Annotated in this window: 18 protein-coding genes; 14 read left to right on the forward strand and 4 right to left on the reverse strand. The window is 40.0% G+C overall.

All coding sequences use genetic code 11. The features are described 5' to 3' along the window. Positions 1-50 precede the first annotated feature (50 nt). Entirely contained in the window at positions 51-2,501 is a 2,451-nt protein-coding gene (locus BLQ87_RS16660; protein WP_074608846.1) for a DUF5686 and carboxypeptidase regulatory-like domain-containing protein, read from the reverse strand. Between the two features lie 142 nt (positions 2,502-2,643). On the opposite strand from BLQ87_RS16660, the gene kbl reads away from it, so the two are divergent. The 4 genes from kbl to BLQ87_RS16680 all read left to right on the forward strand — a co-directional run bounded on the left by kbl (position 2,644) and on the right by BLQ87_RS16680 (position 5,965). Beyond that, positions 2,644-3,831, forward strand: coding sequence for a glycine C-acetyltransferase (kbl, locus tag BLQ87_RS16665; RefSeq protein ID WP_074608848.1), 1,188 nt, complete (start codon positions 2,644-2,646; stop codon positions 3,829-3,831). A gap of 102 nt (positions 3,832-3,933) precedes the next feature. Continuing rightward, entirely contained in the window at positions 3,934-4,971 is a 1,038-nt protein-coding gene (gene pheS / locus BLQ87_RS16670; RefSeq protein ID WP_074608851.1) for a phenylalanine--tRNA ligase subunit alpha, read from the forward strand. Beyond that, positions 4,971-5,390 carry a Rieske (2Fe-2S) protein gene (locus tag BLQ87_RS16675; protein ID WP_074608853.1) on the forward strand — a complete coding sequence of 140 codons (420 nt, stop codon included), beginning with the start codon at positions 4,971-4,973 and terminating at the stop codon, positions 5,388-5,390. The genes pheS and BLQ87_RS16675 overlap by 1 nt, the downstream gene beginning before the upstream one ends. Next, entirely contained in the window at positions 5,390-5,965 is a 576-nt protein-coding gene (locus BLQ87_RS16680) for a TetR/AcrR family transcriptional regulator (RefSeq protein WP_073237758.1), read from the forward strand. The genes BLQ87_RS16675 and BLQ87_RS16680 overlap by 1 nt, the downstream gene beginning before the upstream one ends. A 3-nt stretch (positions 5,966-5,968) precedes the next feature. Here BLQ87_RS16680 and BLQ87_RS16685 read toward each other — a convergent pair whose 3' ends face one another. After that, the gene (locus BLQ87_RS16685; protein WP_074609030.1) at positions 5,969-6,532 is read right to left on the reverse strand and encodes a hypothetical protein; all 564 of its coding nucleotides are present in this window, start codon (positions 6,530-6,532) and stop codon (positions 5,969-5,971) included. Between the two features lie 120 nt (positions 6,533-6,652). Here BLQ87_RS16685 and BLQ87_RS16690 point away from each other — a divergent pair, with 120 nt between their 5' ends. From BLQ87_RS16690 to BLQ87_RS16700, 3 genes are all read left to right on the forward strand, one after another. Further along, positions 6,653-6,763, forward strand: coding sequence for a phenylalanyl-tRNA synthetase subunit alpha (locus BLQ87_RS16690; RefSeq protein WP_074608855.1), 111 nt, complete (start codon positions 6,653-6,655; stop codon positions 6,761-6,763). Positions 6,764-7,003: 240 nt separating this feature from the next. After that, a complete protein-coding gene (rlmD, locus tag BLQ87_RS16695; RefSeq protein WP_074608857.1) occupies positions 7,004-8,485 on the forward strand; it encodes a 23S rRNA (uracil(1939)-C(5))-methyltransferase RlmD in 1,482 nt (493 codons plus the stop codon). Between the two features lie 19 nt (positions 8,486-8,504). After that, positions 8,505-8,906: a hypothetical protein gene (locus BLQ87_RS16700; protein ID WP_074608860.1), complete on the forward strand. Its 402-nt coding sequence runs from the start codon at positions 8,505-8,507 to the stop codon at positions 8,904-8,906. Between the two features lie 155 nt (positions 8,907-9,061). Here BLQ87_RS16700 and BLQ87_RS16705 read toward each other — a convergent pair whose 3' ends face one another. Beyond that, the gene (locus BLQ87_RS16705; RefSeq protein WP_074608862.1) at positions 9,062-9,778 is read right to left on the reverse strand and encodes a head GIN domain-containing protein; all 717 of its coding nucleotides are present in this window, start codon (positions 9,776-9,778) and stop codon (positions 9,062-9,064) included. Positions 9,779-9,915: 137 nt separating this feature from the next. Here BLQ87_RS16705 and BLQ87_RS16710 point away from each other — a divergent pair, with 137 nt between their 5' ends. From BLQ87_RS16710 to hemH, 5 genes are all read left to right on the forward strand, one after another. Further along, positions 9,916-10,425 carry a phosphoribosyltransferase family protein gene (locus BLQ87_RS16710; RefSeq protein ID WP_074608865.1) on the forward strand — a complete coding sequence of 170 codons (510 nt, stop codon included), beginning with the start codon at positions 9,916-9,918 and terminating at the stop codon, positions 10,423-10,425. 38 nt (positions 10,426-10,463) lie between these two features. After that, entirely contained in the window at positions 10,464-11,087 is a 624-nt protein-coding gene (locus BLQ87_RS16715) for a 1-acyl-sn-glycerol-3-phosphate acyltransferase (protein ID WP_074608867.1), read from the forward strand. A gap of 80 nt (positions 11,088-11,167) precedes the next feature. After that, positions 11,168-12,049, forward strand: coding sequence for a hypothetical protein (locus BLQ87_RS16720; protein WP_143010460.1), 882 nt, complete (start codon positions 11,168-11,170; stop codon positions 12,047-12,049). A 58-nt stretch (positions 12,050-12,107) separates the two neighbouring features. Further along, positions 12,108-12,956, forward strand: a complete 849-nt coding sequence (locus tag BLQ87_RS16725) for a 4-hydroxy-3-methylbut-2-enyl diphosphate reductase (RefSeq protein ID WP_074608871.1) — start codon at positions 12,108-12,110, stop codon at positions 12,954-12,956. A gap of 90 nt (positions 12,957-13,046) precedes the next feature. After that, entirely contained in the window at positions 13,047-14,060 is a 1,014-nt protein-coding gene (gene hemH / locus BLQ87_RS16730; RefSeq protein ID WP_074608873.1) for a ferrochelatase, read from the forward strand. Here the strand turns inward: hemH and BLQ87_RS16735 are convergent. Next, positions 14,057-15,274: a 3-deoxy-D-manno-octulosonic acid transferase gene (locus BLQ87_RS16735; protein WP_074608875.1), complete on the reverse strand. Its 1,218-nt coding sequence runs from the start codon at positions 15,272-15,274 to the stop codon at positions 14,057-14,059. The two genes, hemH and BLQ87_RS16735, sit on opposite strands and share 4 nt — an antisense overlap. A 63-nt stretch (positions 15,275-15,337) precedes the next feature. On the opposite strand from BLQ87_RS16735, the gene BLQ87_RS16740 reads away from it, so the two are divergent. Beyond that, positions 15,338-16,648: a UDP-glucose dehydrogenase family protein gene (locus BLQ87_RS16740; protein WP_074608877.1), complete on the forward strand. Its 1,311-nt coding sequence runs from the start codon at positions 15,338-15,340 to the stop codon at positions 16,646-16,648. After that, the gene (locus BLQ87_RS16745) at positions 16,648-17,637 is read left to right on the forward strand and encodes a UDP-glucuronic acid decarboxylase family protein (protein WP_074608879.1); all 990 of its coding nucleotides are present in this window, start codon (positions 16,648-16,650) and stop codon (positions 17,635-17,637) included. The genes BLQ87_RS16740 and BLQ87_RS16745 overlap by 1 nt, the downstream gene beginning before the upstream one ends. Positions 17,638-17,639: the final 2 nt, after the last annotated feature.

Below are 17,639 nucleotides of genomic sequence, written 5' to 3' on the forward strand. Positions count from 1 at the left end.
TGTAAAGCATTCATCCGGGCATTTTCGCAACGGATGAATGCTTTTGTGTTTTAAAAACCGTAAGAAAGCCTGAAACCGTGATTTACCCTTTTGTTGCCATCATAGGCAAAACCATAAGCAGCTCTGAAAATCAGGCGTTGTAAGCCAAAATAGAACTCCGTATAATTTCTTTTCAAGGGTTGGCTAAGGTAACTGACGCCGGCCAGTTCTTCCAGTTTTAACTTCCGGAGTAATGGTACTTTGTTGGTAAATAATCCGGAGAAATTATGTTCGAAATGCGCTTCAAAGTACTCTCTGTTCGTACTGTGCAGGTAAAAGTCAAGAAATAGGAATTTTCTCAGTTCCGGTAAGCCAAATAAGGAATTGTTTCCTCTGAAGTGTTTAAACTCCGGATAGTAAACCTGTGCATTATTAAGGAACTTTCCTGCACCAATAACGAAAGAGGAATAGCCCCATAGACCAGAGCTGATTCTGTTTTGATACACTTCAGCGGTAATCAAATCGTAATCCACATCGCTGCTCAGGATGCCTTTGATTCCTTTCTTATAAGCGAGTCTGATGCTCGGATATTTTGACTCCTGATAAACTTTACGATCGGGACGGGTAATGTAACTCTGTCCGATGGTGTAGGTAAGAGAAGCATTCATGATAAAGGCTTCGTAAGTAGGAAATAAAGGTGTTTCTACTTCAGGGCTGAAAGGATTATTGGATTTAAAAGTTTCTCCTTTTAAATCCTTGATCTTATAAGTCGTGGTATTTACCAGATTGGTGTTTCTTGTAAATTCAGCAGAAATGGTGGCCTGTAATCCATTCGTCAGTTCTCTGCTCGTTCCGATATTTGCAAATTCCTTTTTATAGAATTTGGAGAAATTGGTTTCGAAGAACAGGGAGTTGATCGAGTTGGCCAGCAAACTCATACTGCCATGATTATTCAGGTCATAGATTCCGGATCCAATGCTGGCATTGATGCTTGCACGTTTTACAGGATCATAAAGGTAATTTCCACTTAGCGATCCGGTAAGTAATTTATTGGAAAATCCATACCTTACTTCCGGACGGATGCTGTAGAAAGCACCATATTCCAGATCTTTGGTATAGGTTGCACCGTATCTTGCCCCAAAGCCTTCTACCGTATTATAGAATAAGGCAGGAAGGATGGGGTCAAACCTCAGCCGTTTTCTGTCGTACCGGTTATTTATGGTATAGCTGGTTAGTAATATTTTAACAATCCCAAACTTATTGTTTGCTCTTTCCACAGAATCAAGGTAGCGTTTTGAGGTCTTTAAAGCAGCGATACTATCCTTTCTGACATAGTCACGGCTTTCTTCCGGAGTTAATGGTATTGGTCTGTTGTTTAACCAGAAAAGTGAATCCTTCTTATTCACTGCCTTGGTTATTTTTAAGATCTCTCCATTAAAGTAGTTTTTGGGAAAGTTCGGATGGATGTTATAATTGCTGTAGACTCCAGCATAGTAACCTTCAAACTTAAAGCCAAATACATTTCCATTAAATTGGAAATTCATGTTGGAAGGCATATAAGTGTCTTCCACTTTCAGGAATTGCTGAGAGATGGTTAAGGTATCTATTAAGTTAATCCCCGAATTTTGAGTCAGGTAAACATTGGCGTTCACCAGGTGCCAGCTGTCTTCTTTGATATAGATAATTCCTCTGAATACCGGGTCGTGTTCTCTTTTTGGAATGATTTGGATCTTATTGATGGTCTCGCCATTTTCATTGCTGAATCCTAAGAGCTTATACCGGTAATACAAGAATGCATTATCAGAAATAGGGGATACAAATCCACGTGCACTCATGGTATTCTCTAAAAGGATGTTGTCATAGAAATTAACAATCAGGTCGGAAGCTTTGTTAAAGCTGAATGCATTATTCCGTCCGGATATTTTAGAGGACACCATTTCTTCATGGATTTTACCTGGACGCTGGAAAGCAAAAGTGGAAGTGGACTCCGATAAATAAAGGATTCCCTTTCTGTTGGTGTCCAGATCAAGGGTTTTCCGAACATCTCTTCCAAAGAATTTTTTAGGGGCACCAACGAGCTTTTGCACTCCTTTAATATAGACATCAGCAGTATAGGATTCTACTTCGGTTAAATGTTGCTTCCTCCTTTTTATGGCCTGACGTACGATTTCATAAGCAGGATCTTCGGCATTGCCATCAATCGTAACTCCGGAAAGGGTGTAAGATTCTGCAGCCAATACGACATCTTCCGAGATATTGTCAGTAATATTGATGTTCTTTTCTATCGCTTTATAACCTATGGCTTTATAAATGATGGTAAAAGTGCCTTTGTCCAATGCCAGACTATAAATTCCATCGACGTTTGCGGACGTCCCTTTTGTTGTGTTCTTAATATATACGGAAACAAAAGGGACTGCCTGACCTTCAGTGTCTTTAATACTGCCTTTTAATTTGAATTCCTGTGCAAATAAGGTACTGACGCTGCCGAATATTAATAAAAACGCTAGATGGATTCTCTTCATATGTGTATTAAAGCCTAAATATCGCTATGTTAATGTTAGATTAACACAATAATCTTACTAAAGTTTGTGAATGATGATTTAATAAGGTTGTTCCTGGAAGACGATATTTTTATAACTTTGGTTGCAACAAGCAAATAATAGTATGTATAAAACATTACAACCTGTTCTGCAACAAGAACTGGAGCAAATAGAAAAAGACGGTTTATTTAAACGTGAACGTGTGATTGTTACGCCTCAGGGTGCAGACATCAAGGTAAGTACCGGACAGGAAGTGATCAACTTCTGTGCGAATAATTATTTAGGATTGTCTTCTGATCCACGTGTAACGGAAGCTGCTAAAAAAGCAATTGATAAATACGGCTACGGCATGTCATCAGTGCGCTTTATCTGTGGTACCCAGGATGTGCATAAAGAACTGGAAGCAAAGTTATCCAAATTCTTAGGTACAGAGGATACCATTTTATATGCTGCAGCTTTTGATGCAAACGGAGGTGTTTTTGAACCTTTATTTAACGATCAGGATGCCATCATTTCAGATGAACTGAACCACGCTTCCATCATTGATGGGGTACGTTTGTGTAAGGCGAAACGTTTCAGGTATAAAAATGCAGATATGGCAGACCTGGAGCAGCAATTGATTGCTGCAAAGGATGCCAGACATCGCATTATTGTTACGGATGGAGCTTTCTCTATGGACGGTGTCGTTGCCCCACTTGATCAGATCTGTGATCTTGCGGATAAATATGAAGCATTGGTGATGATTGACGAGTCGCACTGTACCGGATTTATCGGTAAGACGGGACGCGGAACCCATGAACATTTTAATGTGATGGACAGGGTAGATATCATTACCGGTACTTTGGGTAAAGCATTGGGTGGTGCTTCCGGAGGTTTTACTGCAGGAAAAAAGGAAATTATTGACATGTTGCGTCAAAGATCACGTCCTTATTTATTCTCTAATACTTTAGCTCCTGCTATTGCCGGTGCTTCTGTAGCGGTATTGGATATGCTAAGCGAGACCACTGATTTAAGGGATAAACTGGAAAGTAATACCGTTTATTTCCGTAAAAAAATGACTGAAGCGGGTTTTGACATTAAAGAAGGAGTTCATCCGATTGTTCCGGTAATGCTGTATGATGCAAAGCTGGCGCAGGAATTTGCAGCGCAAATGCTGGAAGAAGGGATCTATGTAATTGGTTTCTATTATCCGGTAGTTGGACAAGGAAAGGCGAGGATTCGCGTACAGTTGTCTGCGGCCCATGAACAACATCATTTAGATAAAGCGATCGCTGCATTTACCAAAGTAGGCAAAGCGCTTGGCGTGATTTAAAATATAACGCTGAGTCCATTTACCTGTTGGAGATCAGTTCAAGTTGATTTTTGGACTCAGCGATTATAAAAATATTGTATAAATAGCTGTATATTTGGCCTCATGTTACAAGATAAGATAACACAATATACCGCCGAAATAAATGCGTTTTCCACTGATAACGCTGATGAGTTAGAACAATTCCGTATTAAATTCCTTGGTACAAAAGGGATAATCAAAGATATTTTTGATGAGTTTAAAGCCGTCTCCCCTGAGGAAAAAAGAACCCTGGGTAAGGTTTTAAATGAATTTAAGCAGTTGGCTGAAGCAAAATACCAAACGCTTAAAGACCAGACTGAAGTAGCCGATACTTCCAAAGACTCAGGTTTGGACCTGACTTTGCCAGGTGAAGGTTTTGAGATTGGCGCACGCCATCCTTTGGCATTGGTAAGAAGAGAGATCGTAGAAATTTTTAATAAATTAGGTTTTATTGTAGCCGAAGGCCCGGAGATCGAAGACGACTGGCATAACTTCTCTGCACTAAATTTTCCTGAGGAACATCCGGCACGTGATATGCAGGATACCTTTTTCATTAAAAAAGGTGGAGAAAAGGGAGACATCGCCCTGCGTACCCATACTTCTTCCGTTCAGGTGAGAATGATGGAAGCCGGAAAACCACCATTCAGGGCAATTATGCCGGGTCGTGTGTACCGTAACGAAGCGATATCAGCAAGGGCACATTGCTTCTTCCACCAGGTTGAAGGCCTGTATGTAGATGAAAATGTTTCTTTCGCAGATTTGAAGCAGACCTTGTTTTATTTTGTACAGGAGCTATATGGAGAAGGAACTAAAGTTCGTTTCCGCCCTTCTTATTTTCCTTTTACAGAACCTTCGGCAGAAATGGACATTTCCTGTACCATTTGTAAAGGAGCAGGTTGCCAGATGTGTAAATATAGCGGATGGGTAGAAATCCTGGGCTGTGGAATGGTAGATCCTAATGTATTGGACAATTGTGGTATTGATTCGAAAAAATATAGTGGTTTTGCATTCGGAATGGGAATTGAAAGAATTGCTAATCTTAAATTTGAAATTAAGGATTTAAGGTTATTCTCTGAGAACGATGCCAGATTCCTGAAACAATATAAAACTTCATTGATATAATGATCAAAAGAATAACCGCCGCGTTTGCCTTATTATTGCTCTTTGCAGGTTGTGGTAAAGACGATGGGAGTTATATTCCTAATGTTCAGGTAAGGTACCATATGACTGCAGCTGCTTTTAGTGTGGATGCAAAAAATGGTGTTTATATCGTTGAGAACATTGGAGTTGCGGGTATCATGATCATTAAGATCGCAGTGAATAATTATGTTGCTTTTGACCGCTGTAGTTCTGTTAATCCTGAACAACGCTGCAAAGTAACGGTGGACGATAGTGGAATTACTGCCACTGATCCATGTTCAGGAGCTAAATTTTTGCTTACTGATGGCAGCCCTCAAAAAGCTCCGGCAGTACGTGCTTTAAAGTCATACCAGGTATCTTTGTCCGGTATTGGTAATGGCGAAATAAATGTATCTAATTGATGGAACCAGAGAAAATTAAAGAAAGTATAATTAGAGCAGCTAAAGAGTTATTCAGGAAATACGGGTATCACAAAACAAGTGTTAACGAGATTGCGAAGAAAGCGCGTATAGCCAAAGCCACCATATATAAGTATTTCGAGAGTAAGGAACAGGTGCTGGATGCCATTTTAATGGATTATCTGGATTTGAACCTACATGAGATCCTTAAAAATAAGGCTCAGTTTGCAAATGAAGAAGAACACCTGAAGGCACTGGTAATGAAAACCTGCAGGTTAACCTATACCGTTTGCAATGAATTTATCGGATGGGATTTCGTAAGGGAGAATGCCAATTCTCAGGAGTTTTTAAAACATCTTTCTGATCAGTTGGAATCATTGTTGCTTTCCGCTTATCTGGAACTCGATCACTTTAAAAACAACCCTTCCCGAAAAGAAGGACTGGCCTTTTTGTTGAAAGCCAGTAAGAGCATTGTATTCTCCTTCGCCTTTACTTCTGTTAGCGATTCTGATGTTCGGAAGAACTTTGTGAGTTTCCAGAAGGAGCTTTTGCCTTTTCTTGTTAAAGCCGCTTTATAGTCATTAGTCCTTCCATCCCCAGGGAGCGGAAGGCGTATCTATTGTTTTTGATAAGTCGAACTTGACCGTAAACAGGCGGTCGGAGCCAATTCGTCTCAGGTTATAGGAAAAGAGATCTTTATCCAGTGTAATCCACCATACATTGGTTGATGCATTGGGAAGCAGACTACTGGTTTGCTGATCTGCCGGGAAAAACTGGATTTCCGGCAAGCCTGCATTTGTACTTGTTCCTCCATATTGTGTTACTTTATCTTCTGAACCATCCTCATGGCGATGGTCGTGCTTGAGGCTGATCCGGTCGTTGGCAAAAGTCAGTACCCAGGTTCTGGATTTGTTTTCTCCCACAAAGAATGGAATCCTTATGGTATTCTCTTCACAAGAGCGGACATGCATCGTTAGTTTTTTATTGCTGAAGTCGTCGTTCCCTGCACCTGCAGAAATGCTTCCTTCATAGGACTTTCCGCAATGTTTTTTTAGGTTTTCCCAAAATTGTCTTGCTGCACTTTTTTCCTGTGCATAACCGATCGTACTCATGCTTAAAAGCAATAAAAAAAACAGTTTCTTCATGTTTTGAAGGTACATAATTATAAAACTGTTTAAGATAATTTGACATAAACTTAATGTATACCGTTTTGGTGTTTGGTATAAAAATAGCTATATTTGCGTCATTATCAATGCATAAGACAAATGAGTAAAGAAGTTTTAGAGATTTCTGTTTTAGTTGATGAGAAGTTTGATATGAGCTTTAACCTTGTTGAAGGCATTTTTGGTTTTATCCTTAAAGTCTTTGGTAAGTAGCATCTGATATCCTGATTTCTTGTTTAAAAGGCGTTAAAATGCCGACAGGAAATCCTTATGTCTTGAAATTCCAATTTTCCCTTACTATTTATAAACCCGCTTTATTCGAAAGACGCTGAAATTTCCGGAGAGGATAATGATGTTGAAGAAATGATAGAGAGGAAACCCGCCTAATCAGGCTTCATAGCCATTAAAAAAACAAATATATTCTGATGAAAAAAATCTTAAATTTGCGGCATAATGAGTAGAAATAGAAAATCCGGAACGGTAACCATTATTCCCAATCTAAGAATTATTGATATTGCTGAAGAAGGCAAAGGGGTAGGTAAAGCAGATGAATTGGTGGTATTTGTGGATAAAGCTGTACCCGGCGACGTCGTTGATGTTCGTGTAGTAAAGAAAAAGAAAAATTTTGCTGAGGCTGTAATTGAGTCATTACACGAAAAGTCGGAACTGAGAACAGATCCTTTTTGTCAGCATTTCGGAACCTGTGGTGGCTGTAAGTGGCAACACATGAGCTACGATGCACAATTGACATTTAAGCATAAAAATGTGGAGGCTGCCTTGCAGCGACTGGCTAAAATTGATACTTCTGCTATGGAGCCTATTTTGGGTTCCGCTGAGAATAAATACTACCGCAATAAACTGGAATATACTTTTTCTAACAAACGTTGGTTGAACAAACAGGATATGCCGGCTGCGGAGTCTGCATTGGAAAACGGAGAAGAAGAAGCTTCTGAAGAAAAAGCAGCGCTGGAAATGAATGCCCTGGGTTTTCACGTTCCCTTGCGCTTTGATAAAATCCTGGATATCGAGCATTGTTATTTACAGGCCGAGCCTTCCAACACTTTGAGAAATACTGTAAGAAGTTATGCCCTGGAAAATGGAATGAGCTTTTACGACCTTCGTAACCACGAGGGGAGTCTGAGAAATCTGATCATCAGGACTTCTTCCACAGGAGAAGTGATGGTGGTGGTGGTTTTTGCTTACGTGGAGCAGGAACAGGCAGATGGCTTGATGGAGCACCTGAAAGTTAATTTCCCGGAGATTACTTCGCTTTTATACATCATGAACCAGAAGAAAAATGATACCATTTTCGATCAGGAGGTCATTACCTACGCCGGAAGAGATCACATTTTTGAGGAAATGAATGGACTGAAGTTTAAGATCGGTGCAAAATCATTCTATCAAACAAATTCTATACAGGCGCATGAATTGTATAAAATCACCAAAGAGTTTGCGGGTTTCTCCGGGGATGAACTGGTTTATGATTTATATACAGGTGCAGGAACGATTGCCAATTTTGTTGCTTCCAGTGTCAAACAGGTGATTGGTGTAGAATACGTACCAACAGCAATTGAAGATGCTAAATTCAATTCTGCATTGAACGGCATTGACAATACTGTTTTCTATGCAGGTGATATGAAAGATATTCTGACTACTCAGTTTATTGCAGAACATGGGAAACCTGATGTGGTAATTACGGATCCGCCAAGGGCTGGAATGCATGCAGATGTTGTTGCACGGTTACTGGAGATGGAGGCCGAGAAGATTGTTTATGTAAGCTGTAATGCAGCGACACAAGCAAGAGATCTTGCTTTGTTAAAGGAGAAATATGAAGTTGTTCGCATTAAGCCTGTGGATATGTTTCCGCATACCCAGCATGTTGAAAACGTAGTTTTATTAAGATTTACAGGAAGCACTTCTCCAGAGGTTCTTTAAGCAAATAAGATATATTAGAATGGATATTGAAGAGTTATTGCCTCAGCAGCCCGAGGGTTCGAAAGAAGAACCTAAGAAACAAAGCCCGCTGGTGAGTTTAGAAAAAGATCTGGAATTGTATTCAGACTCTGTTAAGGAGGTCTCTATCGCAATTATGTCGGAAGGTATTTCGACACATCCTATCTTTGTTGCCCACCAACACACGGTGAGTATAGGTGAAGTCATTCTTGACAGAAAAGAATTGAATACTGATTGGACCATCCAGGCATCCACAATGGATGAGTTTATAGAAAAAGGAATCATTAATCCTGAAAAGAAAGCACTATTTCTGAAAAGCTACAAAAAACCGGAAGATTTTATGTGCGTCTTTGTGATCGTTCCTGAAGGAGCTAACTTTATTTATTATCCGTATAAAAAATAGCGCTGATGCGCTATTCTTTTGTAAAGAGTAAACCTTTTATCCGGACATGATCTATTATAAAGCCATCAATCTGATGGCTTTTGTTTTTTGCTAAAAGCAAAAAATCCCTACCAGGAATTCCTGAGTAGGGATAAACTAAAAACTAATGGTCTAAATTATTTTATTCTCGTTACGTCTCCGCTTTTCGAGGATGATGTTTTATTCACAGCAGGATCTCCTTTGTAATTGATATCACTTCCACCACTGGCACTGGCTTCCAATCCTTTTGTAACATGTACATTGGCATCAGAACCGCCACTTGCAGTTACCTTAGCATATTCAGATACCAGGTTGAGGGCATCAACATCTGAACCTCCGCTCGATTGGATGTTCAGATTGCTTACTGTTCCTTTGAGGTTGGCATCAGAGCCACCACTAACGGTCAGCTCCAGGTCTTTTGCTGCAATCTCCATTTTGATGTCAGAACCTCCGGAAGCCTGAATTTTAAGTGAGGTTGTTTTTAAAGTGTTTTGCCCATAGACATCACTACCACCACTGGCGGTAATGGCCTGTAAAGTTTTATAGTTCACATAAACTTTTAAAGTCTGATTTTTAAACATGCGCTGCCAGCTGATGTTCTTTTTGTATCTGATATTCAGGGAAGAGCCGTTTTTTTCTACTTCTACATTTTTAATCAGGTCCTCATGTCCGCTGACCTTGATGTTTTCTGAATTGCTTTGTGTAAGGTAAAGGTCTATTCCGCTGGCTACACTTACTTCATTGAAATTGGTAAGTGCTATATTTTTGCTTTCCTGTGCTGTTGCAGTCAGGGTATTTAATGAAAATGCAAGAAGTACAGGAAGGGCAGATTTAAATATTGTTGTACTTTTCATGTTGTCGGTTTGTTAAGGTTTATATGGATTAGACGCTGCGAGGCAGGAAACGTTGCATCATTTAGAAAATATTTTTCAAATATTTGAATATGACCCTTAAAATCGTTCTTTTTGTAGTATAAACAATGAAATAACAAATGGCAGAATCTCAATTGCTTATTCTAGATAAGAAGCAGATACAACAAAAGATTAACAGGATCGCTTACCAGGTATTGGAAGATAACCTGGGTGAGAAGGAAATTGTATTGGCCGGAATATGGGATAGGGGCTATAAGATAGCATTGCGTTTAAAAAAGGTGTTGTCTAAGATTTCTGATCTTAAGATCACCATGTTGAAGGTAGACCTTGACCGCGTAAGTACGAAGCTCGTTGCCAATACCGATTTAGACGAAAGTCACTGGAAAAATAAGGTGATTATTTTAGTAGATGATGTGTTGAATAGTGGAAAAACGCTGGCATATGGCCTGGGTGTTTTCCTGAATACGCCCCATAAAAAAATCAGAACGGTAGTGTTGGTCGACAGGAGTCATAAAATATTTCCTATTGCTACAGATTTCGTAGGGCTGCAAATGTCGACAGTTTTAAAGGAACATGTGGATGTGGTTATTGATGTAGAGGGAGAGGAAGACCGGGTTTATTTGAGTTAATTTTTGCATTTAAAGCTTATTTTTCTCATTTTAGGGAGATGTACCGGTCCCGTAAAAGCCCAATAATTTTTCAATTCTTTTCCTGGTATATCGCTTATATCATAAAGAAGGACTTTTCCAGCTATACTTATAACAGGCTTCAGCTTAAAGAAGATGAAGCCATATTACTCTTGTCTAACCATTTCAGCTGGTGGGATGGTTTTCTGATGTTCCAACTGAATAAAGTGGTATTTAAAAAGGAATTCCATGTGCTGGTGTCGGATGAAGATTACCGGAAACAATGGTTCTTGAAATATTTGGGTGCTTTTGCTGCGGATACCAAAGGCAAAGATGTGGTAGAAACATTGATCTATGCCGGACAACTATTGGATCAGCCACAAAACCTGGTGCTGTTATTTCCTCAGGGAAGGCTTTATACGAGCTATATCAATAGCATTTCATTTGAAAGAGGAGTGATGCAACTCATCAATGCTTCCAAAAAGAAATTTCAGATCGTATTCTCTGCAACACTCATCGATTACTTCGATAAAAGAAAGCCAAAAGCAGAAAGTCACCTCTTAAGTTGGGAAGCGGAGGAATACATGAGCCTGCAGTTGTTGAAAAGAGAATACAACAAACATTATAATAATGCCGTCAGTAAGCAAAGTAAAGAGGTGGCATGATCATTTTCATTTATACAGTCCTTGTTTTCTTAGTATTACGTTTTTCAGTCACCTTGTTTAACTTTCTGTCTAATCCAAAAATGGGAAATTATGGAAGAAAGTTTACAGATCCCGTTTCCCTGATCATTAAGGTTGAAAAGGAAGCATCTGAAGCGGATGAATTACTGGCCTCCATAGCTGCACAGGATTATAAACATTTACAAATCATCATTCAATATGCGGCAGCTCCTTTTTCTGTAAAGGATGCTACCGGCGATTATTTTTTGTTTTTAGAGGCAAACACGGTGCTGAAGAATGGGTTTATTCATAGCCTGATTTATCGGACTAAAATCTTTAACCTCGCCTTACTCAGTGTGATCCCAACCCAGAAAAATGTGGGTCTTTTAGCTAGCTGTGTTTATCCTTTGAGTGACTTTGTCTTGTTAAACCTGTTTCCGTTAAGACTGGTCCGATTGATCAATCACCCTGTGTTTGCAACAGCAAATGAATCCTGTCTGTTTTTCGATGCGAGGATATATCGCCAGTTTAAATGGGATGAAAGGGTGAAAAGAAACGTATCCAGAGCGGTGGAAATTGTAAAAATGGTAAAGCAGGAGGGACTGAAAGCAGATGTTTTGCTAGGCAACAGGCTGATATATTTTGGAGAAAGACAATTGAAATCTGGTTTTCTTCTTTTCTCCAGGCGTCTGATGCTTAACTTTAGTAACAATGTCTTAGTCGCAGTTCTCTATTTAATTCTTGTCATTGCTGGCCCCATCGTCGTGGCCATTGAGTTGGAACCTGCATTTCTGGTTTTGCCTTTTGGTTTGATCTTTTTGTCGAGGGTGATGACCTCATTTTTATCGGCCCAGCACCCTGTTCCCAATATTTTGCTTCATCCTCTACAAATGTTGGCCCTGGTATTGTTGTTGCTTGGTAACCTGTGGAATAGGGTATTCTCAGGTCTTGGTGATAAGAAATAGCATATCAAACTCTTTTTGTGTAATTTTGTAGTCTCATTGATTTCTATATAATTGATTTATGAAATACGATTTAGCCGTAACTATAGATAAAGCATCAGGGTTTTGTTTCGGAGTGGTGTATGCGATCGACATGGCTGAAGACATTCTCGATGAAGACGAATATTTGTATTGCCTGGGCGATATTGTACACAATGATGAGGAAGTGAAGCGCTTAACAGCTAAAGGGCTAAGGATAATCGATCATGAACAACTGCGTGAATTGAAGAACGAGAAAGTTCTGATTCGTGCACATGGAGAGGCACCTTCTACCTATCAGCTCGCTTTAGAGAATGAGCTGATCTTAATTGATGCTTCTTGTCCGGTAGTACTAAAACTGCAGAACAGGATTAAAAATTCTCATGATGAAGATGAACAGATCCTGATTTTTGGTAAGCATGGGCATGCTGAGGTCATTGGATTGCAGGGGCAAACCGATGGAAAAGCGATTGTTTTCCAGGATCTTGCGGAGCTGGATGAGGTGGCGCTGCCCCCGAAATTCACTTTATATAGCCAGACCACAAAGAGCACGGACAAATTTTACCACATCAAAGAAGAACTGATCAGCAGGGGATATGACGTGAAAGCAAATGATACCATTTGCAGACAGGTTTCCAACAGATACGGTGATTTAGAGAAATTCGTTGTTAATTTTGATAAAATACTCTTTGTATCCGGCAAGAAATCCTCCAACGGAAAAGTATTGTATGATGTATGCAAAAAATACAATACCAACGCTTATTTCATCTCTAACATAGAGGAGATCGACCTGAATTGGTTCTCTGCTAAAGATAAAGTTGGTATTTGTGGGGCAACCTCTACGCCGATGTGGCTGATGGAGCAAGTTAAGGCTAAGCTGGAATCTTATTAAAATAATCAAACATCATTAAAAAGTAATTATTGGTTTTCCCTTAAGAGATACAGGGTTATAATCGATTGATTAGTTATTTTTGCTAAAATTATGGGAAAAAAGGGCGTATTACTAGTGAATTTGGGAACTCCGGACAGTCCGGAAGTGAGTGATGTAAGGACATATCTGGATGAGTTTCTGATGGATGAGCGGGTAATTGATATCAATGCTTTCAAAAGAACATTACTGGTAAAGGGCATCATTGTTCCTTTTCGCAGTCCGAAGACCTCCAAGTTGTATAAAGAGATATGGGATGAAAATGGCTCCCCATTACTATATTTCAGTAAGATCCAGGTGGCCATGGTTCAGGAGAAGCTTGGCGGCGAATATCATGTAGAGCTGGCTATGCGCTACCAAAATCCCTCTATTGCTTCCGCTTTAGATAAGCTGAAAGCGGCGATGGTAGAAAGTATACAGGTGATCCCATTGTTCCCTCAATATGCCTCCGCCAGTACAGGTTCTGTGATCCAGAAAGTAATGGAGCTGGTGGGTAAATGGCAGACGATTCCACCGATAAGTTTCATTAATTCTTTTCATGATAATGAATTGATGATTGATACTTTTGCGCAAAATGCAGAGAAGTATCAACCGGAAAGTTATGATCAGATTTTGTTCAGTTTTCATGGATTACCGGAAAGGCAATTGAAAAAATGCGACCATAGTGGTCAGCATTGCCTGAAAAAAAATGATTGCTGCGCTACTTTAACAGATGTAAATAAGTTTTGCTATTCTGCACAATGCCACGATACGGCCAGGCTGATTGCTAAACGTTTAAATATTCCGGCAGAAAAATATTCCGTATGTTTCCAGTCCAGGTTAGGAAAAGAGCCATGGGTACAACCTTATACAAGTGAAGTTTTAAAAGAGCTTGCTGAAAAGGGTAAAAAGAGATTATTGGTGTTCTGCCCGGCCTTCGTAGCGGATTGCCTGGAGACTTTATATGAGGTGAGTGTGGAATACCATGAGGAGTTCAGAGCACTAGGTGGAGAAGAAGTTCAGCTCGTTGCCAGTCTGAATGATGACCCTAAATTCATTGAGGCATTGGTGGCAATGGTAAAAAACTAAAACTGCTTTTCTATAAATTCCAGAATCTGACGGGTTGATCCCGTTTTTTCATTTACATATTTTTGGGCGATCTTTCCGGCTTCCTTATTTTCTCTGAAATGGGTAAAGGCTGCGGAAAGGTCGCTTTCTGTTTCGATACTCCTGGCCGCAGTAAGGGCAATCAGGTCTTTTGCCTCCTGAAATTTATCATACTTAGGGCCGAAAATAACAGGAGTACCAAACGCTGCCGCTTCTAAGGTATTATGAATACCTACGCCAAAGCCCCCTCCGATGTAAGAAATGCTGGCATATTGATAGAGCGAAGAAAGCAACCCGATATTGTCTATAATTAAGGTTTGAGGCCTGCTTGCTGTACCATTATCTAAATTAGAATAGCGGACTGCTCCCGGAATCAGTTTTTCAATGTCATGGATATGAGCTTCGTCGATTTCGTGGGGGGCGATGATGAATTGCCAATCTGGTTGTTGTTGAATTAAGACCGCGATTAAACGTTCGTCTGCGGGCCAGGTTGATCCGGCAATGAATACAGGGTTGTTTATCCACCCGTTTTCCACAAGTGTGACCTTTTTAGGGGATAATGCATTTTCTGCTACCCGATCAAAACGCGTATCACCACTCAGACTTACATTTTCCAGTTGCAGTTGCTTTAACAAATTAACGCTCTCTGTGTTTTGTACAAAGAAATGATCCACAAAGCCCAGGATGCGGCGGTGAAATGAGCCATACCAGCGAAAAAAAATCTGATTTGGCCTGAATATTCCTGAAATGAGGTATAGTGGGATTTGCTGATCGTTCAGGGTTTTAAAATAATGATACCAGAACTCGTATTTGGTAAAGATGGCCATCTCCGGATTGATCAGCGAAATGAACCTTTTCGCATTGCCGGCCGTATCCAGCGGCAGGTAAAAAACACCACTTGCAAGTGCGTAGTTTTTCCTGATCTCATATCCCGATGGGGAGAAAAATGTAATAACTATTCTTTTTTGGGGATGTAATTCCTTTATCTTTTCCAGAAGAGGTCTTCCCTGCTCGAACTCTCCTAAAGAAGCAAAATGAAACCAAATGTGCTTCTTTGTGCCATCAAGGGCTTTTTCTATATGGTCAAAGATGTTTTTTCGACCCTGACTGAATAGTTTGGCCTTGGAATTGAATATAGAAAATGCGCTAACGATTAATCCGTAAAATGAGATTCCTATATTATAAAGCCAAAGCATTTTGTGTGTTTATTTATTATCTTAGCCGAAGATACTCCATTAAAATTAAAACGTAATTAATATATGAAAATAGCTGTTATTGGGACAGGATATGTTGGTTTGGTTACCGGTACCTGTTTAGCAGAAACAGGAAATAAAGTAATCTGTGTAGATATAGATGCTGCCAAAGTACAGAAAATGCAGGAAGGTCAGGTACCGATCTATGAACCAGGACTTGACGTGTTATTTCACCGGAACATTGCGCAGGGAAGGCTGACTTTTACTACGGATCTGGCTCATGGCATAAAGGATGCACAGATCATCTTTATGGCATTGCCAACTCCTCCGGGAGGAGATGGAGCAGCAGATCTTTCTTATATTCTAGGTGCAGCAAAAGACATTTCTAAATTAGTTACTGAATATAAAGTCATCGTGAATAAGTCGACGGTTCCTGTAGGGACTGCAGATAAGGTTCAGGCGGTTTTTAAAGCGCATACTAACGTAGAGATTGATGTGGTTTCCAACCCGGAATTTTTACGTGAAGGTGTAGCGGTGGAAGATTTTATGAAGCCTGACCGTGTCGTAATCGGTACCCGAAGTGAAAGAGCTCAGAAACTGATGTCCGAATTGTATGGCCCTTATGTCAGACAAGGAAATCCGGTGTTGTTTATGGATGAGCGTTCTTCAGAGCTGACAAAATATGCTGCAAATTCGTTTCTGGCGACAAAAATTACTTTTATGAACGAGATCGCAAATCTTTGTGAGATCGTTGGGGCAGATGTAGATGCTGTCCGTAAAGGAATTGGATCGGATGCAAGGATTGGTAAACGTTTTCTTTTCCCCGGAATCGGATATGGCGGAAGCTGCTTCCCTAAAGATGTTCAGGCATTGGCAAAATCTGCTGATGAGAATAATTACGATTTCCAGATCCTTAAAGCGGTCATGGAAGTAAATGAGAAACAAAAGACCGTATTGGTAGATAAACTACTGAAATATTATAAAGGCGATCTGAAAGGCAAACATTTTGCTTTATGGGGATTGGCATTTAAGCCGGAAACGGATGATATCCGCGAAGCTCCGGCCTTGTACATCATTGATGAGCTGGTTAAACATGGTGCCACAGTAACGGCTTTCGATCCGGAAGGAATGGCAAATGTGAAGCGGCTTATAGGAGATAAAATCAGCTATGTAGAAGATCAGTATGAAGCATTACATCATGCAGATGCTTTGTTGATCGCTACAGAATGGTCTGTCTTCAGGAATCCTGATTTTGAGAAAATGGAAGAAGTGCTGAGTAATAAGGTGATTTTTGATGGGCGTAACTTATACGACCTGGAGAAAATGATCGACTTAGGGTATTATTATAACAGTGTTGGCCGTAAACTTATAGATTAATGGGACGTAAAAGAGTATTAATTACTGGAGCCGCGGGGTTCTTAGGATCACACCTATGCGATAGGTTCATTAAAGAAGATTACCATGTCATCGCAATGGATAACCTGATCACAGGTGATCTCAAAAATATTGAACATCTTTTTAAGCTGGAGAACTTTGAGTTTGCCCATCATGATGTATCTAAGTTTGTCTACGTTGCAGGTGAATTGGATTATATCCTTCACTTTGCTTCTCCGGCAAGCCCTATTGATTATTTAAAGATCCCGATTCAAACCTTGAAAGTAGGTTCATTAGGAACACATAATTTATTAGGCCTGGCAAAGAGTAAAAATGCGAGGATGCTGATTGCATCTACTTCTGAAGTGTATGGTGATCCAAATGTAAACCCTCAGCCGGAAGAATATTGGGGAAATGTAAACCCTGTGGGTCCGAGAGGTGTATACGATGAAGCAAAACGTTTTCAGGAAGCAATGACGATGGCATACCATACTTTCCATGGTTTAGAAACGAGAATTGTCAGGATCTTCAATACTTATGGCCCCAGAATGCGCCTGAATGACGGACGGGTTCTACCTGCTTTCATCGGACAGGCCTTGCGTGGGGAAGACCTGACTGTATTTGGTGATGGTTCTCAAACCCGTTCATTCTGCTACGTGGATGATCTGGTAGAAGGAATTTACAGGTTGCTGTTGAGTGATTATGCCATGCCGGTTAATATCGGTAATCCGGATGAAATTACAATTAAGCAATTTGGTGAAGAAATCATCAAACTTACGGGAACAAATCAGAAACTGGTTTTAAGAGATTTACCTGTTGATGACCCTAAGCAAAGACGCCCGGATATTACAAAAGCAAGAGAAATTCTTGGCTGGGAGCCTAAAGTAAGCAGGGCGGAAGGATTGAAAATTACCTATGAGTATTTCAAGTCTTTACCTGCTGATGCCTTAATTAATAAAGAACACAAAGATTTTACAACCTATAATCGTTAATA

The organism is Pedobacter steynii (genome assembly GCF_900103665.1).
Lineage (GTDB): Bacteria > Bacteroidota > Bacteroidia > Sphingobacteriales > Sphingobacteriaceae > Pedobacter > Pedobacter steynii.

Coding starts and splice junctions, on each gene's coding strand:
- BLQ87_RS16675 (WP_074608853.1), top strand. CDS start 4,971: ATGATCAAAAGAATAACCGCCGCGTTTGCCTTATTATTGCTCTTTGCA.
- rlmD (WP_074608857.1), top strand. CDS start 7,004: ATGAGTAGAAATAGAAAATCCGGAACGGTAACCATTATTCCCAATCTA.
- BLQ87_RS16745 (WP_074608879.1), top strand. CDS start 16,648: ATGGGACGTAAAAGAGTATTAATTACTGGAGCCGCGGGGTTCTTAGGA.
- BLQ87_RS16720 (WP_143010460.1), top strand. CDS start 11,168: ATGGGAAATTATGGAAGAAAGTTTACAGATCCCGTTTCCCTGATCATT.
- BLQ87_RS16715 (WP_074608867.1), top strand. CDS start 10,464: ATGTACCGGTCCCGTAAAAGCCCAATAATTTTTCAATTCTTTTCCTGG.
- hemH (WP_074608873.1), top strand. CDS start 13,047: ATGGGAAAAAAGGGCGTATTACTAGTGAATTTGGGAACTCCGGACAGT.
- BLQ87_RS16705 (WP_074608862.1), bottom strand. CDS start 9,778: ATGAAAAGTACAACAATATTTAAATCTGCCCTTCCTGTACTTCTTGCA.
- BLQ87_RS16680 (WP_073237758.1), top strand. CDS start 5,390: ATGGAACCAGAGAAAATTAAAGAAAGTATAATTAGAGCAGCTAAAGAG.
- kbl (WP_074608848.1), top strand. CDS start 2,644: ATGTATAAAACATTACAACCTGTTCTGCAACAAGAACTGGAGCAAATA.
- BLQ87_RS16660 (WP_074608846.1), bottom strand. CDS start 2,501: ATGAAGAGAATCCATCTAGCGTTTTTATTAATATTCGGCAGCGTCAGT.
- BLQ87_RS16700 (WP_074608860.1), top strand. CDS start 8,505: ATGGATATTGAAGAGTTATTGCCTCAGCAGCCCGAGGGTTCGAAAGAA.
- BLQ87_RS16735 (WP_074608875.1), bottom strand. CDS start 15,274: ATGCTTTGGCTTTATAATATAGGAATCTCATTTTACGGATTAATCGTT.
- BLQ87_RS16710 (WP_074608865.1), top strand. CDS start 9,916: ATGGCAGAATCTCAATTGCTTATTCTAGATAAGAAGCAGATACAACAA.
- pheS (WP_074608851.1), top strand. CDS start 3,934: ATGTTACAAGATAAGATAACACAATATACCGCCGAAATAAATGCGTTT.
- BLQ87_RS16740 (WP_074608877.1), top strand. CDS start 15,338: ATGAAAATAGCTGTTATTGGGACAGGATATGTTGGTTTGGTTACCGGT.
- BLQ87_RS16690 (WP_074608855.1), top strand. CDS start 6,653: ATGAGTAAAGAAGTTTTAGAGATTTCTGTTTTAGTTGATGAGAAGTTT.
- BLQ87_RS16725 (WP_074608871.1), top strand. CDS start 12,108: ATGAAATACGATTTAGCCGTAACTATAGATAAAGCATCAGGGTTTTGT.
- BLQ87_RS16685 (WP_074609030.1), bottom strand. CDS start 6,532: ATGAAGAAACTGTTTTTTTTATTGCTTTTAAGCATGAGTACGATCGGT.